Below are 26,001 nucleotides of genomic sequence, written 5' to 3' on the forward strand. Positions count from 1 at the left end.
CTGTTCGAAGGCCAGGTCCTCTACTGACCGCCCGGAGCGGGAAAGCGCGCCGAGCCCGGTTCGGCCGACAGGCGCAAGGCGTTGGTCAGATAGCTGACGGTGCGATAGAAGCCGGCCAGCAGGAGCAACTCGAGCATCGCCTCGTCGCTGAATGCGGACTTCAGCGACGCACTGAGCGCGTCGTGGATCGTGCACTCGGCGTGCAGCATGTCGCAAAGCTCGAGCAGCAGGCTGTCCTCGACGCTCCAGCAGAGATCGATCGCCAATTCGAGTTCAGACACGCTCGTGAAGCTGTCGCGCCGGATGCGGTTCTCCGAGATGTCGCGTCTCGGAAATCCTCGTGGTACACATCCATCATGATGTTTCGAGCGTACTTGTCGCCTATTCCCGGCATCGCCTTCAGCCGAATCTTATTCTCACGGCCGGGCAGGGCAAGCAGAGCAGTCTTGGCCGCCTCTGGCCCACCCCACTCTCGAACTCGCTCGAAACACCCGGCGATGAAATCTCCCTTACGATTCGGCATTCGCACCTTCGCATCGCGGCACACGGCCTGCCCATCGTCTCCAATCGCCGCGGCACCCACTAGCTCATCCCAGCGCGCATCGTAGTGATCATTTCGGCGCGAAAAGATTTTTCGTCGCCTCGCGACGCCACGGCACCTCGGCTGCGACGCGTGTTCGGGCCGCCCGTCGAGATTCTCGAGGCACGCATGCCCGACCAGGTGCGGCCTGTGCTCGAAGCGGTGCACGCCCGGTGGATGGAAGGGCAATGGTGCGTCGGGTATTTGCGATACGAGGCGGCACAGGCGTTTGACCCAGCCCTGGTCGCGCACCCAACTGACGGCCCGCTCGCTTGGTTCGGGATCCACGATTCAGCATGCGGGAGATCTCAGGCGATGCCGGGGACCTTTTTATGTCCCAACCCACCGCGCTCAACTACCACCAGTACGCCGCGGGCCCCGGCGGAGGCACGAACCATCGCGGCCTCTACGACACGATCCTGATCAAGGCAAACCACGTCGCCGCAACGGTTGACGACAGCGCCGCCGTGGGGTGGCCGCGCACGCCACCTTCGTCGAGATAGAGGTCGAGACGCTGTCCCGACACGCCGAGACGCTCTTCAATGGCGCTCGATGGTGCTGCGCGTCAGCACGGACCTGCCCATGCTGCGCGAAGTCGCGCGGGAGCAACGCCATTGGTTCCAGCGCGAGTGGCTGTCGGGTTTCGGCCGGCTCCCCAAGGGGCTCTCTTGGGCTTTTGGGGGGAGGGTTGCACCACAGCCCATCTGGCCTGGAATCCTTCGAATTCGAACTCCACGTTATCGCCATACGATCATGTATGGGGATAGGAGAAAACCCCGATAAGCCGTGGCCCACTTTCAAAATACGATCGATAAAATACACATACAGATGTGTATGGAAATCAAGATCAACAGCGAGATGCCTGTCCTCTTCAACAACCCCGAACGCCTCGCGCCCGCCGTCACGATCAGCACCAAGCAGTCCGATGGCAGCATCTTGCTTAGATCACCCGACCTGCTTCGGTCATTCGCGCGTTGCATCGGGGAGTGGGTGGACATGTGGGCACAAGCTACACCCGATGCCCTCGCTTTTGCGGAGCGTGACGCCAAGCATTTATGGCGTCGCCTGACCTGGAAGGAAACGAGGCAGGCCGTCGGATCCATCGCCCAAGCGCTGCTCGATCTGGGCCTTTCGCGCTCGCGTCCGATTGCCATCCTTTCCGACAATTCGATTGACCACGCACTGCTGATGCTCGGGGCCATGCATGTAGGCATTCCCGTGTGCTCCGTCTCGAGCGCCTATTGCAGGCTGACGAAAGACTTCTCGAAGATCAGGGGAATCCTCGACACATTGAAGCCTGCGCTCATTTATGCCTCAGACGCGTCGGTCTATGGAGCGGCCATCAAGGCCTGCGACATCGACGCGCACGTCATCCTGAGTTGTGGCGAAGAGGAATTGCCGGGCGCACTGGCCTTCAGCGCGCTGACTGCGCGCATCGAGACGCCGGTGGTCATGGAGCACTTCGACGCGGTGGATGGAGACACTCACGCCAAGTATTTGTTGACCTCCGGGTCCACGGGACATCCGAAAGTCGTGATCAACACCCATCGGATGCTCTGTGCCAACCAGCAGATGCTCGCGCAGACGTGGAGATTCCTCGAGACGGAGAAGCCGATCCTTCTGGATTGGCTTCCCTGGAGCCATACCTTCGGTGGCAATCACAACCTGAACATGGTGTTGCGAAATGGCGGAACGCTCTACATCGATGAAGGGCGACCCGCGCCGGGCCTCATCGAGAAGACGGTTCGCAATCTGCGAGAGGTGCGTCCCAATCTGCTGTTCAATGTGCCGCGGGGCCTGGACATGATGTTGCCGTTTCTCGAAGCTGATCTGGATCTGGCACGGGACGCGTTCTCTCGGCTGACCCTGATCTTCTATGCGGCTGCGGCGTTGCCGTCGGCAACCTGGAAGCGGCTCGAGGCGTTGGCCGAGAAGGTGCGCGCCGAGCCGATATGGCTCACGACGGCGTGGGGTTCCACCGAAACATCGCCGGCCGTCACCAGCGCGCACTTCAAGCTCGAAGGTGCGGGCTGCATCGGCCTGCCGTTGCCCGGCCTTGAGCTGAAGCTGGTCCCCAATGGCGCGAAACAGGAACTACGGGTTCGAGGTGTCTCCGTCTTTCCGGGGTATCGCGACGAACCGGCGCTCACCCGCGCTGCCTTCGATGCCGACGGCTTCTACACGATGGGCGACGCCGGCTACCTCGCGGATCCCGCACACCCCGAGCGTGGTGTCGTATTCGATGGCCGCGTGGCGGAGGATTTCAAGCTGACGACCGGGACATGGGTCTCCGTTGGAACCCTGCGCCTGAAGGCCGTTTCGGCGCTCAGCCCCTTCGCCACAGACGTGGTGGTGACGGGGCACGATCGAGACGAGATCGGCGTCATGATTTTTCCGAGCGCTGCGTTCGCCAAGGAGGAGCCTGAGGCCATGCGGGTGACGATCAGCGAAATGCTCCGAGAGTTTCGCGCAAAAGGCGGCGGTTCTTCACAGGTCCCGGTGCGTGCCTTGGTCTTGTTCGAGTCGCCGAGCGCGGACGCCGGCGAAATCACGGACAAGGGCTATATCAACCAGCGTGCCGTACTCACGCGACGCGCGGCGGAAGTCGAATTGCTCCATGCCGTGCCGTCACACCCGCGCGTCATCCGCTCGTCGTGACCTCCGTTTGATCATCTCCAATGACATCTAGCTTCCTGCCTGTGAGTGGCCTGTTGGGCCAGTTGACGATGCTTCGCGCGGAGCAATCGCAAGACATCGTTCACCTGCGCCTGAATCGCGCCGACAAGCGCAACGCGATCAACGACAGGCTGATCGCCGAGATCCATACCGCTCTTGTCAATCTGCCGCCCAGCTGCAGGGCGGTCATCGTCAGCGGCGAGGGCGATCACTTTTGCGCCGGCCTCGATCTGTCCGAAGTGATGGAGCGCAGCGTGGCGGAGGGAATTCTCCATTCGAGGCAGTGGCATGCGGCCTTCGACCAGATCCAGTTCGGTCGGGTGCCTGTGATCGCCGTGCTCCACGGCGCCGTTATCGGCGGCGGACTCGAACTGGCGGCGAGCGCGCATCTGCGCGTGGCCGACAGCACCGCCTTCTATGGCCTTCCCGAAGGGCAGCGCGGCATCTTCGTGGGGGGTGGTGGATCGGCAAGGGTGCCGCGCCTCGTCGGCGTTTCGATGATGGCCGACATGATGCTGACCGGCCGTGTCCTCGATGCCGGCGAGGCGCAGCAGGCTCGCCTGACGAACTATCTGGTGGCGCCCGGCCACGCCTTCAACAAGGCGGTCGAGCTCGCGACGCGCATCGCGTCCAACGCGCCGTTGTCCAACTTCGCGGTCATGCAGGCGCTGCCGCGGATCGCCGACATGAGCCAGTCCGACGGCCTGTTCGTCGAGTCCTTGATGTCGGCCATCGCGCAGGGCGACGAAGCCGCCAAGCAACGGGTGCGCGACTTCCTCGAGAAGCGGGCGGCCAAGGTCGCCAAAGCCCACTGACGGCGACTGCGGCGGATCGCCGTCGGCGGCGCCCCGCAAGCCCCTCTGTTCCATGTTCCAACCCTAGGAGACAAGAAGTGAAGAAGACCATGAAAAGCGCGCTGGCCCTGGCCGCCATCGCCCTGTGCACGGGCGCGCTGGCGGACATCACCGTCGGCGTCAGCCTGCCGCTGACCGGCCCCGCGTCCGGTCTGGGCATTCCCATGCAGAACGGCTTCAAGATGTGGCCGCCAACGGTCGCCGGCCAGAAGATCAACCTGATCATCCTCGACGATGCAACTGACCCGACGAAGGGCGTGCAGAACGCCCGTCGCTTCGTGGACGAAAAGGTGGACCTGATCGCTGGATCGGGAGCGACGCCAGTCGCGATTCCGATGGCCGAGGTCGCGGCCGAAGCCAAGACAATGCAGCTCGCGATGTCGCCGGCTCCACTTCCGCCCGGCAAGGACGGCTGGACCTTGCGCATGCCGCCTTCCAACGGCGTCATGGCCAACGCGGTGGTGGGCCACATGCAGAAGGCCGGCGTGAAGACCGTCGGCATCATCGGCTACACCGATGCCTATGGTGAGTCGTGGCTGGAGGAGATGAAGCCGCGGCTGGACAAGGCCGGCATCAAGCTGGTCGCCAACGAACGTTTTGCACGCAGCGACAGCAGCGTGACTTCGCAGGCCCTGAAGATCGTCTCCGCCAACCCTGATGCCGTGCTCGTCGTCGCCTCCGGCAGCGGCGCCGCCATGCCTCAGCTCGCCTTGGTGGACCGTGGCTTCAAGGGCAAGGTGTACCAGACGCATGCGGCCGCGACCCGCGACCTGATCCGTGTCGGCGGCAAGGGCGTCGAAGGAGCCCTGGTCTCCGCGGGTCCGCTGGTCGTCGCCGAGCAGCTGCCGGCGTCCAATGCATCGAAGGCGGTGGCGCAGAAGTTCGTGGAGGCCTACGAGAAGCAGTTCGGCCCCGGCAGCCGCACCACCCTGGCGGGCCATGCTTACGACATCTACCTGGTGCTGGAGCAGACCGTGCCGGTCGCGCTGAAGGCCGGGAAGCCGGGTACGCCCGAGTTCCGCGCAGCCCTGAAGGACGCCTTCGAGTCCGCCAAAGCGCTGCCCGTGACTAATGGGGTGCTGGATTTCACGCCGACGGACCACTGGGGCTTCCTGCCGGATGCGGGGATCATTATGAAGGTCTCCAACGGCGACTGGAAGCTCGAGCAGTAACGGGAAGCCACGCGGGTACATGATGGATTCCTCGATTGTCAGCATCCTCTTGCTGGACGGCGTGACCAATGGCGCGATCTACGCGTTGCTGGCGATCGCCATCGTGCTCGTGTTCTCGGTCACGCGCGTCATCTTCATCCCCCAGGGCGAGTACGTCGCGTTCGCGGCGCTCACCGTCGGGTTCATGCAGCTCGGGCAGGTGCCCGGCACCGTCTGGCTGCTGCTCGGCATGGCCCTCTGTGGCGCTGCGCTCGACGTCTGGAACGGCGTGCGCGCGGGAAGACCGCGTGCCCGGCTGGCGCGCGAGGTCGGCCTCTCGCTCGCCTTTCCGGTGGCTGTCTCGCTGTTGACGATCTGGCTCGTGCCGCAGCGACCTCCGCTGCTGGTCCAGCTGGGATTGACGTTGGCACTCGTGACGCCGATGGGCCCGCTGGTCTACCGCCTGGCCTACCGCTCGTTGGCCGATGCCAGCGTGCTCGTGCTGTTGATCGTCTCGGTGGGCGTGCACTTTGCGCTCACCGGCCTCGGCCTGCTGTTCTTCGGCGCCGAAGGCTTCCGCACGCCCGGCATTTGGGACGATCGGTTCAGTGCGGGAATGGTCAACATCACAGGCCAGACGCTTGTGATCTTCCTGGCCACCATCGCTTTGATCGTGCTTCTCTTCCTCTATTTCGAGCGGACGTTGTCGGGCAAAGCGCTTCGGGCCACCGCGGTGAATCGAATGGGTGCGCGATTGATGGGAATTTCGACCGACGGGGCAGGACGCTTGAGCTTCACGATGGCCGCCTTCATCGGCGCCTTGTCCGGGCTGCTGATCGGCCCGACTACCACCATCTTCTATGACTCCGGCTTCCTGATCGGGCTGAAGGGCTTCGTCGCCGCCGTCTTCGGGGGGCTGGCGAGCTTCCCATCTGCGCTGTTCGGCGCGCTGCTGATCGGTGTGCTGGAGTCCTTCGGATCGTTCTGGGCGAGCGCTTTCAAGGAGGTCATCGTTTTCACGGCGATCCTGCCGGTGCTCTTCTGGCGGTCACTCGTCGATCGCCACGTGGAGGAACACTGATGAGCTCCCCAATCGCTCGCGGCGCCGGTCTGGCGGATCGCTCCGTCAACGCCTCCGAACGCCCCAAGACCTTCACCGCCTCGCGGGTGGGGGCCACGCTGTTCGTCCTGCTCGTCGCGGTGGTGCCGCTGCTCCCGGTGCCCGAGTTCTGGATCACGCAGCTCAACTATATCGGCCTCTATGCGTTGGTGACGCTGGGCTTGGTCCTGCTCACCGGCGTCGGTGGCTTGACCTCGTTCGGCCAGGCCGCGTTCGTGGGCATCGGTGCCTACACGACGGCCTACGTCACCGCGAAGCTGGGATGGTCGCCCTGGCTCGGCCTGTCCCTCGGGCTGATCCTGACAGCATGCGCCGCGCTGCTGCTGGGTGTGCTCACCCTGCGCATGTCGGGTCACTACCTGCCCCTGGCGACCATCGCCTGGTGCCTGGCGCTCTACTACCTCATGGGCAACCTGGACATGCTGGGCAAGTACGACGGCCTGATGGGCATTCCGCCCATCGACGTCGCCGGCTACAGCTTCCGCGAGGGGCGGCGGATCTACTACCTCATCTGGGGCGCAGCCTTCCTCGGGTCGGCGGCGTTGTTGTTCCTGCTGGACTCGCGGCCCGGCCGCATCATGCGCGCGCTCAACTCGAGCAATGGTGGCGGCGTGACGATGCCGGAAGCGATGGGCGCGTCGACCTTCCGCTACAAGGTCGTGATGTTCCTGATCGCCGCGTTGCTCGCATCGGTCTCGGGCTGGCTCTTTGCGCACCTGCAGCGCAGCGTCAATCCCTCGCCTTTCGGCATCAAGCTCGGCATCGAGTACCTGTTCATGGCCGTCGTTGGCGGCGTTGGGAGCATCTGGGGCGCCTTCCTGGGCGCTGGCATTGTCAAGATCGTGGAGGATCAGCTGCAGGTGCTGCTCCCGGCGCTCTTCGGCACCGCGGGCAACTACGAGATGATCGTCTTCGGCGTGGTGCTGGTCGTGGTGCTCAAGGTATCGCCGGGCGGCCTCTGGCCTCTGTTGTCGCGCTGGTGGCCGAAGGCCGCGCGCGCCAGCGACTGGGCCGACGCATCGGCGCTCCCCGAGCGCGACAAGCCCCGGTCCGGCGAATTGCTTCTCGATGTGCAGACCATGCGCAAGCAGTTCGGCGGCCTGGTGGCGGTCAACGACGTCTCGTTCTCGATTCGTGCGGGCGAAATCGTCGGACTCATCGGGCCGAACGGCGCCGGCAAATCGACGACCTTCAATCTAGTGAGTGGTGTGTTGTCGGTGACCAGCGGCCAGGTGCATTTCAAGGGTGTGCGGGTCGACGGCATGCCGTCGCGAAGCGTTGCACTCCTGGGCATGTCTCGCACATTCCAGCACGTGAAGCTGGTCCCTAATATGACAGTCCTCGAGAATGTGGCGCTCGGCTGCTATGTGCGTTCGAGTACGGGTGCCGCCGCGGCCATTCTTCGCCTGGATCGGCGACAGGAGCGCCAAGCCATGCGCGAAGCTGAGCGGCAACTGCGTCGCATCGGGCTCGATGCTCACATGCACGAGCTTGCGGGCAACCTGGCGCTGGGCCCGCAGCGGCTCGTCGAGATCGCACGGGCCCTGGCGAGCGATCCGTCGCTGCTCCTGCTCGACGAGCCGGCTGCGGGGCTGCGGCACAAGGAAAAGGAAGCATTGGCGAACGCGCTGCGACAACTCAAGGGCGAGGGCCTGAGCTTGTTGCTCGTCGAGCACGACATGGATTTCGTCATGAACCTCACCGATCGCATCGTGGTGATGGAGTTCGGAACCAAGTTGATCGAAGGCACGCCGGCGGAAGTGCAGGCAAGTCCCGCGGTGCGTGCGGCCTACCTCGGCACGGAGCATTGAAATGACCCCCATTTTGGATGTCGAGGATTTCCACGCGGGCTACGGCCGCGCGGAGGTGCTGCATGGATTGAGCCTCTCGGCTGCGCCGGGTGGCGTGGTCACGGTGATCGGGCCCAACGGTGCGGGCAAGTCCACATTTCTGAACGCCCTCATGGGTGTGCTGCCCGCCAGGGGGCGGGTGCGCTTCGAAGGCGAGGACATCACGCAGCTGAGCCTGGAAGAGCGGGTCATCCGCGGCATCGCCCTGGTGCCCGAGAAACGCGAGCTTTTTGGCGCCATGTCGGTCGAGGACAACCTCGTGCTCGGAGGCTGGCGCCCCAAGCGCCTCGGAGTGGCCGATTGGCGCAACGCTATGGAGGAGGTGTATGCGCTCTTCCCTCGGCTCAAGGAGCGCCGGGAGCAGGCGGCTGGTACGTTGTCGGGCGGCGAGCGCCAGATGCTTGCGGTCGGCCGGGCGATGATGGGGCGGCCCAAGCTGCTTATGCTCGACGAACCCAGTCTCGGGCTGGCGCCGCTCGTCGTCCGGGAGATCTTCTCGATCGTTCGCAAGCTGCGCACGATGGGCGTCACGATCCTGCTGGTCGAGCAGAACGCGCGAGCGGCCCTCGAGGTGGCGGATGAGGGCTATGTGCTCGAAACGGGGGAGTTCGCGCTACGCGCCCCTGCCCGGGAACTCGCGGTCGACCAGCGCGTGATCGAGACCTATCTTGGCGCCTCGATGACTCTGCCGCCCTAGGCGGGCAGAGTGCCTTGACCTCGATCAGGGCAGCAGTTTCCAGCGCCCGTTCTCGATCGTCACCATCACGCGTGCACGCGCGTCCAGGCCATTGTGATTGTCCGGCGTGATCGTCATGACGCCATGCGTCACGTTGAGATCCTTGATGCGCTCGAGCTCATCGCGCAACGCCGCACGGAATTCAGGCGTTCCGAGCTTGCCTTTGGAAAGCGCAGCGGGGATCGCTTGCTGAAGCATGAGCATCGCATCCCAGGCGTGCGCGCCGAAGGTCGTCACGGTGTCCTTGCCGAACGCGGTCTCATAGCGCTGAACGTAGTCCGTCCCGGTCTTCCGGACCGCAGAATCGGGCAACTGGTTCGCCACAAGGACCGGGCCGGCCGGAAGGATTGTGCCTTCGACGTCCTTGCCGCCCACCCGGAGGAAGTCGGTGTTCGCCACGCCGTGCGTCTGGTAGATCTTCCCGGCGAAGCCTCGCTCGCGCAGCGCCTTTTGCGGTAGGACAGCTGGCGTCCCTGCACCGACGATCACGGCCGCATCGGGCTGGCTCGCGATCATCTTCAGGCTTTGCGCGGTGACGCTGGTGTCGGCGCGGTTGTAGCGCTCGACGGCCGAAATCTTCACGCCCTTGGCGGCCGCGTACTTCTGCAACTCCGCCAGCCAGCCATCACCGTAGGCGTCGGACTGCGCAATGATGGCGATCGACTTTCCGCCGGATTTCGCGACGTGGTCGATGATGCCCTCGGCCATCAGCGAGTCATGCTGGGGCGTCTTGAAAACCCAGCGCCGCTTGGCGTCCATGGGCTCCACGATCCGCGACGCGCCGGCGATGCTGATCATTGGCGTGGCCTTTTCCGCCGCGACGTCGATCATGGCCAGGGAGTTCGGGGAGATGGTCGATCCGATGATGACGTCGACCTTGTCCTCGTCGGTGAAGCGCCGGGCGTTCTTGTTTGCCGCGGTCGTGTCCGATGCATCGTCCAGCACGAGGTACTCGACCTTCTGGCCGCCGATTTCCTTCGGAAAAAGCGTCGCCGTGTTCTTTTCCGGAATACCCAGCGATGCGGCCGGCCCGGTCGTCGACAGATCCACGCCAACCTTGATCTGCGCCGTTGCCGAAAAGGCCAGCAGGAAAGACGCGGACAGTATGCTGAGGCCTAGGATTCGACGTTTCTTGAAAGGCATTGATATCTCCATTTGCAAATGAGCTCGGCGACAGGGGATAGCCCTCATTTCGCCGAGGGAGACTCGAGGTTAGTCGTAACATACAGTGATGTCTGTCCGCCGATCTGGTGACCGGGCAAACCCTAGCCGCCGAGGCGGCATCGCCTCGAGCCTGCCCTGAGGGGCGATATGTCGGAGCAGCCATGGAACTCGTTCATCTACCTCAATCGGCGGGCCCTTGGGCTCTCGACGATTCCTTGAGGGCCTCGCTGGCCGTCGCGGGTGTGATCGGGCTGGTGGGCGGAGAAGATTTCGGGACGGGAGGCCTTCGAATGCTCAACACGGCACTGCCGTTGTGTTGGTGGTCGATCTACAGCCTCCATGAGCACAGACCTCCGGAGATGCATGCTTCAGGTAGTTTCGAAGCGCCTGACCGCACTGCGGAAGCATTCAGGTTCTATCGGCAGGGCCTCTATCTGGCGGACCAGACCTTTTCCGCCGCGCGGGAGGAAGTCTGTCATGGCGCCGCAGCATTGACGCACTGGCGAGCTGATGAGATCCCGGCCAAGCACAGAGGGGCCATCTACACGCGCAACGCGCTGAAGGAGCGGGTGTCCCTGGTACGACAACGAGGCGACGGCGGTTTGCTGGCGATCAATCTCTACCGGCATGAGCGGCAATTGTCATTCACCGATGCAGAGTTCGACCTGCTCACCGTGATGGGAGCGCCTCTGCTGGCGTGCGTCGACCTCCACATGAAGGCAGCGCAGAGGGAACGGTCGTGCGTCTTGGCACTCGAGCCTTCGACGGAGCTTTGCCTGGACGCAGACCTTCTTGGCGCCCTTCCGCGACGAGAGCGGGAAGTCTGCGAGCGTCTGTTGCGGGGTTGGACGTACGAAGGAATCGCCACCGACCTGACGATCTCCCCCGCGACGGTCAAGACATACAGGGATCGGGCATTCGATCGGCTTGGCATTCATCACCGGAACGAACTCTTCGCGCTGGCGCTCGACCAAGCGACGCAGGCGGCGCTGCGTATGACTACATTCGGGCAAACTCGGTCACCAACGCAGGCGACTGACGCCGCAGCCCATTGCTTCTACGCTCCAACCCGAGGTTCCCGACACCACGTCGGGGCCGAAATTTCGAGTTGGAAGGAAGTCGAGTGAGAGCAAGCGGCATTCAATGCGCCGACGACATCGTCGAGATCGAGGGGCAGCCCTACGAAGACTTCATGCCTCATCGCACGGTGCTGCAAGGGCTGGAGGGTGCATCGGCCGAATTTGCAGACAAAAGAGCGCTGAGCTTCATCCAGTCCGCAGATCCCGCACTGGCTCCCCTGACGTGGACTCACGCGGAACTGGTCGGAAGGATCCGCCAGGCAGCCAGGGCCTTCGCGGCGCTCGCTGGCGACGACGAGCCGCGTGTGGCCTTTTTGCTGCCCGCAATCCCTGAGGCCTACTTCACGCTGTTCGGCGCCGAGGCAGTGGGCGTTGCGTGTCCGATCAATTATTTGCTGGGCTCCGAACACATCGCTGAACTGATCGATGCAGCCGGAGTCAATATTCTTGTCGCGCTGGGACCTCATCCTGACTCGGACATCTGGTCGCGCGTGCCGGTGGTGCGCGAACGCTGCCCGTCTCTCGCCCATGTGATTGCAGTCGGCGGGGCGCCGGATGGCGTCGACTTCGAGAGCCTGCTCGCCGTGCATTCCGCAGACGCGCTGGGCGATCTCGCGAAGACATCGCCCGACGACGTGGCCGCGCTGTTTCATACCGGTGGCACCACCGGGCGTCCGAAGCTGGCGCAACACACGCAGGCCAATCAGCTCCACGCCGCGTGGGGTGCGGCGCGCATGTACGGCGCCTCCGACCGCGACATCGTGCTCAATGGATTTCCGCTGTTCCACGTCGCCGGTGCTTTTGTCTATGGGCTTTCAATCCTGCTCGCTGGCGGTGAGGTCGTGCTGCCGACACTCCTGGGCTTGCGGAACGCTGCCTTCGTCCAGGCCTACTGGGTCTTCGTGGAACGGCATCGAGTCACCCTGCTGGCCACAGTACCGACGGTAATTTCCACGCTGCTCGGCGTCGCACGCAAGGACGAGGACCTGTCGAGCGTCCGCTGCCTGTTGACGGGAGGCTCTCCATTGCCTACCGACCTCGCGGATTCCTTCGAACACCGCCTTGGCATTGGCGTGCGCAACATCCTCGGAATGACCGAATGCGGTGGCGTGATAGCCATTGAGCCGGTGGGCGCGCCACGCGTGGCAGGCTCGGTTGGCCTGCCGCTTCCATTCACCGAGGTCCAAGTCTTCGACGAGTCGGGAAAGCCAGTGGCGGGCAACGAGGATGGCGTCTTGCGAATCTGCGGCCCCAACGTCGGATCGGGCTATACGGATCTGAAGAACAACGCAGGTGTATTCCTCGCCGGCGGCTGGCTCGTCACCGGGGACATCGGCCACATCGATACAGCAGGCCGCCTGTGCGTGACGGGTCGTTCCAAGGATCTCATCATCCGAAGCGGCCACAACATCGATCCGCTGGTCATCGAGGATGCTTTGCTGAGCCATCCTGAAGTCCTCATGGCTGCGGCAGTCGGCGCCCCCGATGAGTACGCAGGCGAGGTGCCGGTCGCCTACGTCTCACTGCGGCCGGGAAGCTCGCTCGACGCTGCGGCGCTCTCCGCCTACGCGCAGGCCCACATCCCCGAGCGTCCCGCCTATCCGAAGGCCATCTTCGTGCTTGACACCCTTCCAGTCACCGCGATCGGCAAGCTCTTCAAGCCAAGTCTGCGGGCGCTGGCCACCCGGTGGGTGCTCGAAGACCGGATTGAGCGAACCGGGCTGTCGGGCACGGTTCGAGTGACCGTGGAAGTCGAGACGAAAGGGCAGGTGATCCGACTGCATGGCGGAACCGACCAGCAGATATTGGCTGCGGTGAAGGAAATGATGGGCGGCTTCGCGCTGACCTATCAAGTCGTTCCGGATGCGCTGAAGACTCACGTCGGGCAGAGGGGGTGAGGCATGAGCGACGAGGTCCTCTTCGACAAGACCGACCACATCGCGACGGTCACGCTCAACCGTCCGGCGAGCAGGCCGTGAAGCAGACGGTGGTCGAAGCCAGCGGCCTTCCCCTGGGTGTCGGCTATCGACTCGAAGACCGAACGAAAAGATACGTGTTTGCGAGCGAAGACGCCAAGGAGGGTCTGTTGGCCTTCATGGAAAAGCGTCGGGCGATGTTTGCCGGACGATAGAAGATGATACTAGTGGGGCCGGGCCTGGTGAGTTGGTGACTGCAGGTCAGTCGAGCCTTTTGAGCAATAGTCGCTCAACCAGTTCAGAGCGCGCCCGCTTTTGCGCTGCGTTGCCTTGATGCGAAAGGATCGATTCGGCGACCTCGTAGGCATACAGCATGAACGCTCTCTCCCGAGCTTCGGCCATCGGAAAGCCCAGCGCGGAGAAGCACTGAGCGATGTAGGCGAGCCTGCGCGAATCCACTTGGTCGACCGCGTATCTCGCCATCTGATCTCGTCGGGCCCAAGCTCGAATCGCAAGTTCGATGTTCGCCGCTCGGGCGGCAGCGCGCCCGCGGAACGGCAACGAGATCAATTCCTTGAAGAGGAGCTTCGGCGTGTCCTGATGTTTGTCGAAGCGTTCGATAATCTGTTCGGTGGTCGTCTTGCGCCAACTTTCAAGCACGTGATGCAACAAATCGTCCCGATCTTTGAAGTGCCAGTAGAAGCTGCCCCGCGTGACATTTAGGATCTTGGAGATTACATCTACTCGAACCGCATCGATGCCATTGACCACGAGAAGCTCGGTTGCGGCTTCGATCCAGGTCTCGGGGGTCAACGACGCGCGCGAACTACGTCGCGCGACTGCGCCTGGTTTCTCGTTGCCTATGGGCTGGAAATTGGGTTCGGTCATGGACGCATCTCGTTTGCCCGAGATTATGGGCGACGAGTCACAGTCCGCTCTGGCCACTTGCTTATCCGCTCCTTCGGCGTGTTGCAAATCGATGCAAATACCTCACGACTACGAACTGCCCCAAGTTTCAGTCACTTCGGGGAGCACAACGAGACGCAAACTGGGCCGGCCGCACAGCGGCCCGCCCAAGCTCTCCATTCTGATTGCGGGTCAATACTTCGCCCACGTCGTCGCGATCTTGGCCTGACCCTGACCAAGCTTGCCATAGTCGCACACGCCGGCTGGGAATGTGGATTGGAGAGCACCAATCTGTGCACCTGTCAGCGGTGCCCCATAGTCATTTGCGTCGACAGCCTTAAGAGTGCACTTCAGCACATCATTGGTAATCGGCGCGCCGGACACGATCCGAGGGTCTGAGTGCAATGGATACATGGTCGAGCACGCACCCGTGGTCCCATCCGCAGAGGTTTGATCGATCATTTTGCCTGAGGCATCCCAGCATGCGTCCTTCAGATCGGCAGGCCGGTTTGCACGCGCTTTGGCGGCAGCAGTGGCGGTGCTGCTATCCGCCTTGATAGCGGTCAACCACTTGTCCATTTGCGCCAGCGAGAACGCGGCTGCCGTGTTGGCACTGCTTCCACCCGGAACCAAGATGACTTGGTTCTGGGCGTCACCGTTCGCCCGAATCAAACGGGCGCGCAGCATGTAGGCTTGAAGTAGATCGTGCATACCGCCAAAGCCAGGCGATAGGTCCGAATAGGCGTGATAGTCGATGATAGGGACACTGCCCAACTGGACTCCATCGGTCACTCTGCCGCTCTTGTACGCGATGGAAACCGCGTCCGAATCGCCGACCATGCGGGATGTGATGATGTTCCCATCAATGTCATAGCCGCCGACCTTTTGATTCAACTCAATGAACTGGTCAAAGGAAATCGATCCACCCTTAAGCGCAGAAAGTCCATACTGCACGCCTACGTTGTCGAAAGGTCGCCGCGCGAAGCCTTTGGAATCCCTACCGAAGACATTGACCAACACATCCTGATAGGTGCAACGTGCACCGGTCGGATTGGTCACCGGGTCGTAGACGGAAGGCACTGCTCCTACGGAGCCGCTACCGATGGCGTCACATCCCTTTGGATTGACCATGATCCGTCCCAATCCATTTGCGCCGCTGTCGATGTCGCCGCCGCCGATGTCGCAAGCCGACCAAGTGGCCCAGCCCGCGACCGATTGCTTCTGCGCATCGGTCCACCCTTGCGTGGCGCCACGCGTGAAGTAGCTCTTCATGAGAGAGCAATCGAGTGTTGCATTCACCACGGTGATCGTGTCGCGATAGCTCCCGGCCGAGGGAAGGATGCCGTCGAGAATGCCGGGATAGTTGGTCGCGATCAGGTGCTGCTGCATCGCACCGCCCGATCCTCCGTATCCGATGGTGAAGGCGGGCAGGCCGAAACTCTCGATGAAGTACTCCTTCACCATCGAGGCGGCTTCAGCCGATCGAACGTCGTTGCACTGCACCGCCAGCACGTTTTGCGACGAAGAGGCGACCGCATAGCCCTGCGACAGGAAGAGGTCGGTGACGACCCCGCCGTTGGAGGCCCCCTGGTGGTGTCCGCCGCCACAGCCGCCGCCGAAGGTGTAAACGAGACGTTGATTCCAACCGGCGTAGGCCGAGGCCGTCATCGGGGTCGGCAGATCCTCGCCAGGCTTGTTGAGGAAGGCAATTTGGTAGACCGCCCGATCGATCACTCCCGTCTCCAGGCGAACCACATAGTCGACCGCCTTGCCGCTGGCGAGCATCGCGGTCGCCACGTCTGCCGGCGCCGGACCGGTGCTCGGGTACGGCTTGAAACTCCCGTCCTTTGCCTTGTACTGGTAGCTGATTTTCTTCGCCGCAGTGCAATCTGCTCCGGTGGCCTGGCCCAGGTCCCACGCTGTGGTTTCGCAGCCGAAGATCTCGGGATGGGGGCCGGCGAAGTTCGGGCCGTTGATGCTGTGGTTGACCAGCGTCAACTGCGTCAGCATGTCACCCGTGGCCTTGCGTTTGACCACCACGGTCGAACTCCCTTCGGGGAGTCCGTTGGCCAAGACCAGAAAGCTGCCGTCGCTGGCCGGCTTCAAGGACGATGTGATGTCCGAGCTGCCGGCGGTCACTACCACATCCGCGGCGGTCGCGGTGGCCGGCGACAACTTGAGACGCAACAATGAATCTCCTCCGGAGACCACATCGGGTCTGCTCGAAACGGCCTCGACGGTCGCGCTGTCGACCGCTTGGGAAGCAGCCGCCGGGGGCTGGGCGGCGGCCGGCGGGGGAATGAACGAGTTGTTGCCGCTCCCGCCGCCACAGGCGGCGAGGCCGCCCAGCAGCAAAGCGCTCAGGAAGTGTCGATAGAGGCGATTTGCCTGTTTCATCGGTGTTGTCTCCGTGTAGATTTGAATCTGCGTACCCTGCGCACTGGCATACATTGATGTATGGGCAATGGATGCTAGGGAACCGGACCACGCGACGCTTCCAAGAATTTGCACCGTTGCATGAAATTGCGGAATGATCGCGCGGGCTCGGTGGAATCCCGATGAACGTGAGCCCGTCGTTGCCCTACGCTTCTGTTTGTCCCGCCGCAGGCACAGACAGCACGGAGCCCCCCGCTTGGAAACCTTTGCAGATCGAATCGACATCGCGTCGAGGTCGCGCGTCAAGTTCTCGCCGAAAGCCGTCACGCTTCAGGACGCCGGCCATTGGCCCGGGGTCCGAATCGAGCGGTGGGAAGGCGAGGCGGAGCCTCAGCCCGAAAGCATCCTTTCCTTCCATGGGCTCGCCCTGAGCATGGATAGGATCTCGACGGTAGAAACCAGATGGAGCGGACACCGCCGCCAAACGGCCGCGCTCGAGCCTGGCAGCGTCACGATCCTCCCTGCGAGAACCCCGTACAGCAGCACGTCGAACGGATACTGGCGTGGTTGCATGGTCGCGATTGCCACCGACTATCTCGATGTCATTGCCCGTTCGAATTCCCGAGCCTCCACGGAACTGCTGCCGCGCTTGGGTCAGGACGACCCGTTCGTGCGCGAGGTCGTCAGCGCCCTGGTACGAGATATCGAGTCCGGCTATGCGCTCGGCACTATGTACGGAGAGGCCCTGAGCGCCGCGCTGGCGGCGCACCTGGTTCGCCACTACGCCGCAGGCGCGCCGTCGAAGGACTCCAGGGTCTCGTCAGGGGCCCACCGGCAGGAGTGGGTTCGGTCCTACCTGCTCGACCAACTCGAGACGCAGGTCAGCCTGGTCGATCTGGCTCGGCTGCTGCAGATGGACGTCTTCAGCCTGACTCGCTGGTTCAAGCAGGCTTTCGGCGTTCCACCGCATCAATTCATCATGCAGGCGCGCGTGGATCGCGCCAGCGAAATGCTTAAGCGCTCGGATCTCTCGCTCGCGGATCTTGCATTGCAGTGCGGCTTCTGCAGTCAAAGCCATCTGACGACGGCTTTTCGTCGGCGGGTAGGCATGTCGCCCGCTGCGTTTCGAGCCTCCTTTGCCCGGCGTCCCCGCTGAACAATGGCGCCGTTCCCAAGGTCGTGGCGCAATTTGCCAGTCACGGGGTCAAGACCATCCATAGAATTTGTTGGTACTCCGCGGCTGTCCCGCGTCAATCGACGAACTCTATGAACAAGACCAATTTCACGCCCAAGGTCGCTCTTGTCACCGGCGCCTCGGCTGGCATGGGCAAGGACTTCTGCCTCCGACTGCTTAAGGAGGGCTACATCGTCTACGGAGCGGCCCGGCGCATTCACGCCATGGCCGATATTGCTGCTGCCGGAGGCTTTGTTCTCGGAATGGACCTGTGTGACGACGCATCGATGGTCGCTGGCGTCGAGCAGATCCTGCGAGAGCAGGGCCGAATCGATGTGCTCGTCAACAACGCTGGCTATGGCACCTACGGCTCGATCGAGGATGTGCCAATTCACGAGGCCCGCCGCCAGGTCGAAGTCAACCTGATCGGTCTGGCCCGCCTGACTCAATTGGTGCTCCCGACCATGCGCGCTCAGCGAGCGGGACGGATCGTCAACATCTCTTCGGTCGGCGGAAAGCTCTATTCGCCCTTGGGGGGGTGGTATCACGCGACCAAGCACGCGATCGAAGGGCTGTCCGATTGCTTGCGCTACGAAACCCGGGCCTTCGGGATCCAGGTGGTGGTCATCGAGCCGGGCGGCATCGAGTCGGAGTGGAATGGCATCGCGATGAACTCGGCCCATCGACACTCCGGCCAGACCGCCTACGCGGCGCTGGTTGCCGGTTGGCAGACGGCTGCGCCGTTGAAGGGGGCCCCACCTTCCGTCATCTCCGACTTGCTGATCAAGGCCGTCAGCGCCCGAAAGCCCAAGACTCGCTATTCGGCCGGGACCGCAGCGAAGTCCTCGCTGTTCCTGCGCGCGGTCCTGTCGGATCGTCTCTTTGACCGCATGCTATCGCTCGTATTTCGTGTCCCTCGTGGCATCGTCGCAGCGAGTCCATGACGCTCGACCAGACGCCCGGAAGGGCAAGCGATTCTCGAACCTTCGATCGCATCAATCTGCCTTCTGCGTTCTGGTCTGGCGTGCAGGCCGTGGGACTCACGCGGGCGCAGGTGGTGGCCCAGAGCCGCTTGCCTTCGAGCGCCATGGAGGATTCTCGCGTCATGGTATCGACCGATCAGCTTTTCGACGTCTGGGAGGCGATCGCTTCGTTGCACTCGGAGTTGGACGTGGGCATACGCCTCGTGTGCAAGATGGACATCGGCCAAGCGCACCCGGTCCTCTTGGCAGCCATGCAGGCACGCACGTTTCGCGACGCACTGGCCTGCATGGCGCGCTTCAAGAAGCTGTGTTCGGGCGAAGAGCTGTGCGTGAACGAATCCGCGGGCGAAGTGACCATCGAGCCCCGATGGCCCTTCGCCCGAGGCCCGGCACCCCTTGCGCTGGTGGATGCCACTTTCGCGTCGATCATGGCGTTGGGACGCCACGGGACCGGTGTACACCTCCGCGCCAAGCGGATAGCGCTCCTGTGCAGCAAGGCGGCAACGCATTCCCAGAGCGTCTATTTCGGCGCCGCCGTTCAGCATGGCGCTGCGCGAAATGCACTGACGCTCGGATCCTCGGATCTCGATTTGCCCTTCGTGTCGCGCAACGCGGAGCTCGCCGAGATCTTGATGCCTCAACTCCATCGCCAATTGGCGCAGCGCGGAACTGATGCAAGGACATCGCACCGCGTCAAGTTGATCGTCAAGCAGCGGCTCTCGGGCAGTCGGTTCGACGTCGGATCGGTGGCCAATGATCTGGGAACGAGCGTGCGCACGCTGCAACGTCGCATCACGTCCGAAGGCACGACGTTCCGCCGCATCGTCGACGAAGCGCGCCAGGAACTCGTTCGCCAATATCTCGCGGATCCAGAGATCGGCATAGCCGAAGCGGCATTCCTCCTGGGCTACCAGGACTCGAACTCGTTCTACCGTGCCTTCCGGGCCTGGGCAGGCACCACGCCAGCGCACTGGCGCGAAGGGCAGGGCGCAGCGAATGCCAGGGCGCGCTCGCGCATTCATCGAGTCTGAGTCGGGGGCTGAGCGTCGGCAGACGATCAGGGCGGTGCACCTATCTGGGAGACTTCTTGCTGCGGACTGGTGCAGGCTTCTTGCCGCCCGCACCCTTACGCTTATGCGGCTCGGTGCTTCCCGGCATTGGACCTGCGCTTCGTCGGCATGCTGGGCATGCACGGTGGCGCAATTCAGCATGCTGTACCATCGTCGTTGGCCTGGGCCTCGAAATGTGAGTCATCTAGGCATTGGCCGCTGTTCGCGTGCCGACGTTAGATGTTTTATGACCCAGTCGCTTCGAATTACCCTGCGCCAACTGCGCGCGTTCTCGGTGGCTTACAAGCTGCGGAATCTGACTCACGCGGCCGAATCGCTCCACATGACGCAGTCGGCGATGAGCGCACTCATCCAGCAGCTGGAAGAATCGCTCGGCGTCAAGCTCTTTGAACGCACGCCGCGAATGCTGCGGCCGACCAAGGCCGCGGACGAAGCATTCGCACAGGGTGCGGATATCCTTTCGCGCGCGATCGCGCTGCAGCGTGACATGGCGGACCGGATGAAGGTCGCGCAAACGACACTGGCCTTTAGCTGCGTGCCGGCGCTGACTTCCGGCATTGTTCCCACGGTCATCGCCGAGTTCGAAAAGAAGGAGCCGGACGCGCGCGTCGTGATTTATGACGAGATTGATGCGGCGCTTTTGGAGCGGCTGCTCGCGGAGAAGGCGGAGTTCAGCATCAGTACCTTCGAGCATGACCCGGAACTGGTGTCTCATTCCGCGCTGGCCGAAAGTTTTGTCAGTGTCATCTGCCATCGCGATTCCGAACTTGCGCAAAAGGAAAAGGTGAGCTGGAGCGACTTGCTTGATCAGCGAGTGATCAACCTGTTTCGTGGAGAGCCGATCCAGCAGCTGATCTCCGAGATATTCCCGATCGATGGCAGGCCGTTCGTGCCGACCTTCGAGATCGGCTACATCCAGACCGCGCTGGCAATGTGCGAGCAGCGGCTCGGCGTCATCGTGCTGCCCGATTACTTCATTGCCGGCAATCCACACTTCCCGTCGCTGACCGCTAGGAAGTTGCACGATCCGGAAGTTAAGCAAACACTCTATGTGCACACGCGCAAGGGACACGAACTGACCGCGATCGCCCAGTCGTTCATCGACCTGCTTCGCGAGCACGTGGCGTCTTCCCGCATCTAGTCGGCTGTGATGCCCGCAGCCTTGATGACACGACTCCACCGGGCCGTGTCGTCGCGGATGCGCTGGCCCAGTTCGGCGGGCGTGCTGGAGGTCGGTTCCAGACCTGCCTGCGCGAACTTCGTCCTGATGTCCGCCGAGGTGAGGATCGCGACTAGTTCGCGGTTGAGCTGGTTGATGATCCGCGGCGGCGTGGCCGCCGGTGCCATTACCGCGAACCAGCCTTCGGCGTCATAACCCGGCAGGCCCGATTCCGCGAGGGTCGGGATTTCGCGCGCCGTTGAAGTGCGGGTCTTGCCGAGCACACCGATCGCCTTGAGCCGGTTGCCGAGATGCGGTAGCACGGTCCCCATGTCGGCAACGACGACCTGCACTTCACCGCCGATCAGGGCGACCACGGCAGGGCCGCTCCCCTTGAACGGCACATGCAACATGTCCGTGCCGCTCATGGACTTGAACAGCTCGCCGGCCAGGTGCGGACCGGTACCGTTGCCACCCGAACCATAGGCCAGGAAGCCCGGCTTTTCCTTTGCGATCCGGATCAACCCTTTCACGTCATTGGCCGGGAAGTCGTTGCGCACGGCGATGACGAGCGGGCTGACGCCGAAGGTGGTCACAGGCGCCAGGTCTTTTTCGGGATCGAACGGAAGCTTCTTGTACAGCGAGGTGAGCGCCGTTAGCGCGCCTGATGAGGTGAGCACGAGGGTCAGGCCGTCGGGCGGAGACTTCGCAACGAGGTCCATCGCGATGCCGCCACCCATGCCGGGCTTGTTGTCGACGATCACTGGCTTGCCAAGCCGTTCCGAGAGCTTGGGCGCCACCAGGCGCGCCGCGGCGTCGGTACCACCGCCGGGGGGAAATATGACGAGAAGCCGGACTGGGCCGGAAGGGTAGTCACTCGAGGGCTGGCCGAAAGCGAGTGAACCCGCGACGCCGAGGAGGCCGGCGAGGAGAGATCTGCGTGCGAGCTGCGTGGGGCGGGAAGAATCCAAGTTTGTCTCCGTGATGTTCGTGGAAAACGCGAACCTGCGACCACATGCCAGTCGGGGTCAGGGAGAGATCGTGCCGCAAACGGATCATTCGCAGCACCAAGGTTTTTCGATGGGGGCATCGACGCCGTCGATGCCTCCACCCACTTCAATATTAGTCGATGGCCCCATCGACAATTGTTGGTTCCCGCGTCGCTTTTTGCCTCCTAGACTTTGGCGTCACACCTCGACGAGTGACCGCAGAACCTGCCCTAACCTGCCTGCCGCAGGGACTCTTTGAGCCTTCCAACGATCCTTCCTGGAGACAACATGCTTTCCCACGAGCAGAATCAATTGCTGACGCGCGTTGGCCGCGGAACACCCATGGGCACGATGATGAGGCGCTACTGGCACCCCATCGCCATCAGTGCCGAACTGGCCGAGAACGATGGCGACCCCATCGTGCGCAAACTTCTTGGCGATACCTTCGTCCTCTTTCGCGACACCCAGGGGCGCGTCGGCGTGATGGACGAAGGCTGCCTGCACCGGGGCGCGTCTATGGCGCTCGGCCGGGTCGAGGACGGCGGCATCCGCTGCATCTATCACGGATGGAAATTCGACGTGGAAGGCAAGATCCTCGAGATGCCCAACATTCCCGACGAGCGCATCAAAGACCGGCTGCGCGGCAACGCCTACCCGGTGCGCGAACAGTCCGGGTTGATCTGGGTGTACATCGGGCCCAAGGACAAGCAGCCGCCGTTCCGCCGCTTCGCCTATGACGAAGTCCCGGCGAGCCACCATACGGTAGTGCGCGTCAACATTCCTTCCAACTATCTTCAGAACTGGGAGGGCGGCACCGACACGTCCCACGTCAGCATTCTTCACAGCAACGTCACGCGCCCCGGCTGGCTGGCGGAGAGCAAGTCGCAGGACGCTCACCTGCACGATTTCGTGAGTTCCGCGTGGGACGACATGTCACCCAAGCTCGAACTCGAAGACACGACTTTCGGTTTTCACTACGCCGGCATCCGCAAAACCGGCACGCCGGGCACGGCGAATATCCGCATCGTGCCGCTGTTTCTGCCTTACGGACGGATGATTCCGCTGCCGGGCTTCGAGTCGACAATTCTCGAAGTGCCGGTGGACGATTTCAACACATCCACCTACCTGGTCGACTTGAGCGAAAAGGAGCCCCTCAGCGTCGAGGCGCGGCTACAGCGTTCCGGCTTTGGCCCGCACAACTACCGCAACTACAACTTCGTGGTCGACAAGGACCGCAACTATGGCCAGGATCGCCAGGCGATGCGCGAGAAGCGCAGTTGGACGGGGCTGGAGGGGCTGACCCAGGAAGACGCGACCGTCACCATCTCGCAGGGCGCCATCTACGACCGCACCACCGAGCACCTCGTTTCCTCCGACTCCGCCGTCGTGCGGCTGCGGCAACGGCTGCTGCAGGCCGTCGAGATCTGCATGGCCGGCGGCGATCCGCCCGATGCGTTGACCGAAGACATGACGGGCGTGCGGTGCGTGGACGAGAACCTGCCGGTCGGCAGCTCATGGCGCGCGCTGGCCCCTGGCCACGTCGCCCTGACGCGCGAACAGGCGCTAGCCGACTGATTCTGAGCGGAGCACTTCATGCTGAATCAAACTGACAACCAGAGAATGTGCCGTGTCGGCGCCGACGAGCCGATGGGTCAGCTGCTGCGGCGGCATTGGCTGCCGGTCATGGTCGCGGCGGACCTGAAGGCCGGCGGCGACCCGCAGGACATCCTGCTCGTGGGCGAGAGCTTCGTCGCGTGGCGCGACGCGAGCGGTCGCCCTGCACTCTTCGAAGACGCATGCCTTCATCGCGGCGCGTCGCTGCTGCTCGCTCGCTCCGAAGGCGATGGCCTGCGGTGCATCTACCACGGCTGGAAATTCGCGGCCGACGGGGCGGTGCTGGATACGCCGAACGTCGCCGATCCCGCGTACAAAAGCCGGCTGCGCGGCCGGACTTTCCCGATCCACGAAGCCGGCGGGATCATCTGGGCCTACCTGGGCGAGCCGGGACAGCAGCCCGATGTCCCGCATTGGCCGTGGATGGATTTACCCGAGTCGCAGCGGGTGGTGGCGATCCACGTGCAGGAGTGCAATTTCGTGCAGATCATTGAAGGCCTGGTCGATTCCTCGCACCTGGGCTTCTTGCACATCGACACGTTGCGAAAAACAGGCGGCAGCGACCTCGAGTACGCGAGCAAGGTCAACTCCATGCAGGATGACTTGGCCCCGAAGATCGAAGCGGAAGACACACCGTTCGGCTTCTACTACGCGGCGCTACGGGAAGTCGCCGGCGCCGACGGCAAGCTGCGGCGACAAGCGCGAGTTGCGGGTTTCGTGGCGCCGTTCACCATCCTGAACGCAAACGGGGACCTCCATCAGATCGTCGTGCCGCAGAGCGACACGCGCTCCATCTTCTTCCACGTGTACTACAGCCAGTCGAGGCCGCTGAACGAGGAGCCGCTGCGCGGCCAGCAATTGCGCATTGTCGGCATGGACGACGAAACCTTGCGGCGGTTCCATCTTTCGCCGGCGACACTGGGACGCGGCGACTATCCGCAACGAAGCAACTACTTTCACCAAGACCGCGCAGCGATGCGGGAGGGGCGCAGCTGGAGCGGCGTCTCCAGCCTGACGATGGAAGACACCATGGTCTGCGTCTCGCCGGGGGCCATCCGCAACCGCGCGCGGGAAACACTTTCTACGGCGGACATCGCAATCACGCGCTTGTACCGCGCCCTGCTCGGTGCGGTTGACGCGCAGCAGGTCGCTCCCGTCGACTGGTTGCAGTCGCGTGGCTTCAGCGCCGAGCTGCAGCCCGGCCAGGATTGGCGAGAACTCCTGCCTGGCTCGCAGCTCGTGCCGAGGGCTTCCAGCAACAAGAACGCATCCGCCGCAGTGTCTTGAATGCGGCAGCACTGATTCAACGAACAGGAGACGATCATGAATGAAAGCAGCATTGCACAGCGCCGCGCGGCGGGTGCGAAAGTACGGCGCGGGGTGTTAGGGGCAAAGCACGTCAAGGAGGTTGTGAACCCGACCATTTTCGACACGAGCTTTGTGGAGTTCACCGAGGATTTCTGCTGGGGCAATGTCTGGACACGGCCCGGGCTGGATCGCCCGACGCGAAGTATGCTTAACGTCGCCATGCTGACGGCCCTGGGGCATTGGCATGAGTTCGAGGTACATGTGCGCGGTGCGCTGAACAACGGTGTCACCGAGGCGCAGATTGTCGAGATCGTGCTGCAGGCCGGCGTGTATGCCGGCATCCCCTGCGCCGCGGAAGGCATGCGGCGCGCCAAGGCGGTGGTGCAGGCGCACGCCCAGGCCGGCGCCTGATGGCGGCGCGGCGCAGGGAAAGCCCGCTGGGCACTATTGCGTACGACGTCGACGGCGAGGGGCCGGCGGTCGTGCTGCTGCACCCGATCGGCGTCGACCGCACCTGGTGGGCGCCCTACGTCAGCCACCTCAGTGTGCGCCATCGCGTGATCGCCATCGACCTGCCGGGGCACGGCGAGTCGGCGAAGCTCCGGCGCCCTGTCTCACTTGCGGAACACGCAGCCTGCGTCCTGGACATCGTGGAATCGGAAGGCGATGGTCCGGCGGTGGTCTTGGGCGTGTCCATGGGCGGGATGGTGGCCCAAGGCGTCGCCATCGCCAACCCGCACCGGGTGCGTGGCTTGGTTCTGTGCGCGACGGCCGGCAGCTTCCCACAGGCCGCGCGCGCGCCCATCCGCACGCGTGGCGACACCTCCAGGGACGGCAGCATGTTGGAGGTGATTGAGCCAACGTTGGCGCGCTGGTTCTCCAGCGGCAGTGACCTGGCCATCGTCGAACGATGCCGCAAGCGATTGGCGTCGGACGACTGGTACAGCTGGAGTGCGAACTGGGAAGCCATTTCGGAGCTGGACAACCTCGAAGCGCTTGCGCGCGTGAACGTTCCCGCACTGGTGATTGCTGGCCAGGACGATGCAAGTATTCCGCCTCCGGTATCCAGGCAACTCGCCGAGGCCTTGCATGGCGGCCTTGTCGAAGTGCCAGGCGCCACCCACTTCGGCGCATTCGAGACGCCCGGGCGCTTCCTTCCCCTGATCGACGCGTTTCTGGACCGGCTCGCACCGACCGCTTCGCCCGGCACTTCCATACCCAAGCATTTTTGATGGTGTCCCCGGAATTCGTCGCTTTGCCGCGTGCGGGGACCGGCTGACAATTACTTCGAGACAA

22 protein-coding genes are annotated in these 26,001 nt (G+C 63.3%); 17 read left to right on the top strand and 5 right to left on the bottom strand.

Annotated features, from left to right (window positions below):
* Positions 1 to 20: 20 nt before the first annotated feature.
* Positions 21 to 281 carry a hypothetical protein gene (locus AC1D3B_RS11990; RefSeq protein ID WP_478190890.1) on the bottom strand — a complete coding sequence of 87 codons (261 nt, stop codon included), beginning with the start codon at positions 279 to 281 and terminating at the stop codon, positions 21 to 23.
* Positions 282 to 912: 631 nt separating this feature from the next.
* On the opposite strand from AC1D3B_RS11990, the gene AC1D3B_RS11995 reads away from it, so the two are divergent.
* The 7 genes from AC1D3B_RS11995 to AC1D3B_RS12025 all read left to right on the top strand — a co-directional run bounded on the left by AC1D3B_RS11995 (position 913) and on the right by AC1D3B_RS12025 (position 8,928).
* Positions 913 to 1,083, top strand: a complete 171-nt coding sequence (locus AC1D3B_RS11995) for a hypothetical protein (RefSeq protein ID WP_478190891.1) — start codon at positions 913 to 915, stop codon at positions 1,081 to 1,083.
* Between the two features lie 331 nt (positions 1,084 to 1,414).
* On the top strand, positions 1,415 to 3,238 hold the full coding sequence (locus AC1D3B_RS12000; protein WP_478190892.1) for a feruloyl-CoA synthase: 1,824 nt from the start codon (positions 1,415 to 1,417) through the stop codon (positions 3,236 to 3,238).
* 68 nt (positions 3,239 to 3,306) lie between these two features.
* Entirely contained in the window at positions 3,307 to 4,071 is a 765-nt protein-coding gene (locus tag AC1D3B_RS12005; protein ID WP_478190961.1) for a crotonase/enoyl-CoA hydratase family protein, read from the top strand.
* Positions 4,072 to 4,160: 89 nt separating this feature from the next.
* Positions 4,161 to 5,282, top strand: coding sequence for an ABC transporter substrate-binding protein (locus tag AC1D3B_RS12010; RefSeq protein ID WP_478190962.1), 1,122 nt, complete (start codon positions 4,161 to 4,163; stop codon positions 5,280 to 5,282).
* Positions 5,283 to 5,304: 22 nt separating this feature from the next.
* Complete coding sequence (locus AC1D3B_RS12015) at positions 5,305 to 6,342, top strand: branched-chain amino acid ABC transporter permease (RefSeq protein WP_478190893.1); 1,038 nt, start codon at positions 5,305 to 5,307, stop codon at positions 6,340 to 6,342.
* Positions 6,342 to 8,192, top strand: coding sequence for a branched-chain amino acid ABC transporter ATP-binding protein/permease (locus AC1D3B_RS12020; protein ID WP_478190894.1), 1,851 nt, complete (start codon positions 6,342 to 6,344; stop codon positions 8,190 to 8,192). The genes AC1D3B_RS12015 and AC1D3B_RS12020 overlap by 1 nt, the downstream gene beginning before the upstream one ends.
* Position 8,193: 1 nt before the next feature.
* Positions 8,194 to 8,928 carry an ABC transporter ATP-binding protein gene (locus AC1D3B_RS12025; RefSeq protein ID WP_478190895.1) on the top strand — a complete coding sequence of 245 codons (735 nt, stop codon included), beginning with the start codon at positions 8,194 to 8,196 and terminating at the stop codon, positions 8,926 to 8,928.
* Between the two features lie 24 nt (positions 8,929 to 8,952).
* Here the strand turns inward: AC1D3B_RS12025 and AC1D3B_RS12030 are convergent, their stop codons facing one another.
* Positions 8,953 to 10,110 carry an ABC transporter substrate-binding protein gene (locus tag AC1D3B_RS12030; RefSeq protein ID WP_478190896.1) on the bottom strand — a complete coding sequence of 386 codons (1,158 nt, stop codon included), beginning with the start codon at positions 10,108 to 10,110 and terminating at the stop codon, positions 8,953 to 8,955.
* Positions 10,111 to 10,421: 311 nt separating this feature from the next.
* Here AC1D3B_RS12030 and AC1D3B_RS12035 point away from each other — a divergent pair, with 311 nt between their 5' ends.
* Positions 10,422 to 11,258 carry a helix-turn-helix transcriptional regulator gene (locus tag AC1D3B_RS12035; protein WP_478190897.1) on the top strand — a complete coding sequence of 279 codons (837 nt, stop codon included), beginning with the start codon at positions 10,422 to 10,424 and terminating at the stop codon, positions 11,256 to 11,258.
* Positions 11,255 to 13,108, top strand: coding sequence for an AMP-binding protein (locus tag AC1D3B_RS12040; RefSeq protein WP_478190898.1), 1,854 nt, complete (start codon positions 11,255 to 11,257; stop codon positions 13,106 to 13,108). The genes AC1D3B_RS12035 and AC1D3B_RS12040 overlap by 4 nt, the downstream gene beginning before the upstream one ends.
* A gap of 279 nt (positions 13,109 to 13,387) precedes the next feature.
* Here AC1D3B_RS12040 and AC1D3B_RS12045 read toward each other — a convergent pair whose 3' ends face one another.
* Both AC1D3B_RS12045 and AC1D3B_RS12050 read right to left on the bottom strand, forming a co-directional pair.
* Positions 13,388 to 14,014, bottom strand: a complete 627-nt coding sequence (locus AC1D3B_RS12045) for a TetR/AcrR family transcriptional regulator (RefSeq protein ID WP_478190899.1) — start codon at positions 14,012 to 14,014, stop codon at positions 13,388 to 13,390.
* Positions 14,015 to 14,224: 210 nt separating this feature from the next.
* Positions 14,225 to 16,429 carry a DUF6351 family protein gene (locus AC1D3B_RS12050; protein WP_478190900.1) on the bottom strand — a complete coding sequence of 735 codons (2,205 nt, stop codon included), beginning with the start codon at positions 16,427 to 16,429 and terminating at the stop codon, positions 14,225 to 14,227.
* Positions 16,430 to 16,979: 550 nt separating this feature from the next.
* Between AC1D3B_RS12050 and AC1D3B_RS12055 the strand changes: the two genes are divergently transcribed.
* From AC1D3B_RS12055 to AC1D3B_RS12070, 4 genes are all read left to right on the top strand, one after another.
* Positions 16,980 to 17,564 (top strand): helix-turn-helix domain-containing protein, encoded by a 585-nt coding sequence (locus tag AC1D3B_RS12055; protein ID WP_478190901.1) that lies wholly within the window; start codon positions 16,980 to 16,982, stop codon positions 17,562 to 17,564.
* Between the two features lie 110 nt (positions 17,565 to 17,674).
* Positions 17,675 to 18,526: an oxidoreductase gene (locus tag AC1D3B_RS12060; protein WP_478190963.1), complete on the top strand. Its 852-nt coding sequence runs from the start codon at positions 17,675 to 17,677 to the stop codon at positions 18,524 to 18,526.
* Complete coding sequence (locus tag AC1D3B_RS12065; RefSeq protein WP_478190902.1) at positions 18,523 to 19,596, top strand: AraC family transcriptional regulator; 1,074 nt, start codon at positions 18,523 to 18,525, stop codon at positions 19,594 to 19,596. The genes AC1D3B_RS12060 and AC1D3B_RS12065 overlap by 4 nt, the downstream gene beginning before the upstream one ends.
* Positions 19,597 to 19,861: 265 nt before the next feature.
* Positions 19,862 to 20,776: a LysR family transcriptional regulator gene (locus AC1D3B_RS12070; protein WP_478190903.1), complete on the top strand. Its 915-nt coding sequence runs from the start codon at positions 19,862 to 19,864 to the stop codon at positions 20,774 to 20,776.
* Here AC1D3B_RS12070 and AC1D3B_RS12075 read toward each other — a convergent pair.
* Positions 20,773 to 21,765, bottom strand: coding sequence for a Bug family tripartite tricarboxylate transporter substrate binding protein (locus AC1D3B_RS12075; RefSeq protein WP_478190904.1), 993 nt, complete (start codon positions 21,763 to 21,765; stop codon positions 20,773 to 20,775). The genes AC1D3B_RS12070 and AC1D3B_RS12075 overlap by 4 nt on opposite strands.
* A gap of 306 nt (positions 21,766 to 22,071) precedes the next feature.
* Here AC1D3B_RS12075 and AC1D3B_RS12080 point away from each other — a divergent pair, with 306 nt between their 5' ends.
* The 4 genes from AC1D3B_RS12080 to AC1D3B_RS12095 are packed head-to-tail and all read left to right on the top strand — an operon-like array spanning position 22,072 to position 25,937.
* The gene (locus AC1D3B_RS12080) at positions 22,072 to 23,358 is read left to right on the top strand and encodes a Rieske 2Fe-2S domain-containing protein (RefSeq protein ID WP_478190905.1); all 1,287 of its coding nucleotides are present in this window, start codon (positions 22,072 to 22,074) and stop codon (positions 23,356 to 23,358) included.
* An 18-nt stretch (positions 23,359 to 23,376) separates the two neighbouring features.
* Positions 23,377 to 24,684, top strand: coding sequence for a Rieske 2Fe-2S domain-containing protein (locus AC1D3B_RS12085; protein ID WP_478190906.1), 1,308 nt, complete (start codon positions 23,377 to 23,379; stop codon positions 24,682 to 24,684).
* A 36-nt stretch (positions 24,685 to 24,720) separates the two neighbouring features.
* A complete protein-coding gene (locus AC1D3B_RS12090) occupies positions 24,721 to 25,116 on the top strand; it encodes a carboxymuconolactone decarboxylase family protein (protein WP_478190907.1) in 396 nt (131 codons plus the stop codon).
* Entirely contained in the window at positions 25,116 to 25,937 is an 822-nt protein-coding gene (locus AC1D3B_RS12095; protein WP_478190908.1) for an alpha/beta fold hydrolase, read from the top strand. The genes AC1D3B_RS12090 and AC1D3B_RS12095 overlap by 1 nt, the downstream gene beginning before the upstream one ends.
* The last annotated feature ends 64 nt before the right edge of the window (positions 25,938 to 26,001 follow it).

It is taken from the genome of Variovorax sp. P5_A3 (assembly GCF_056400665.1).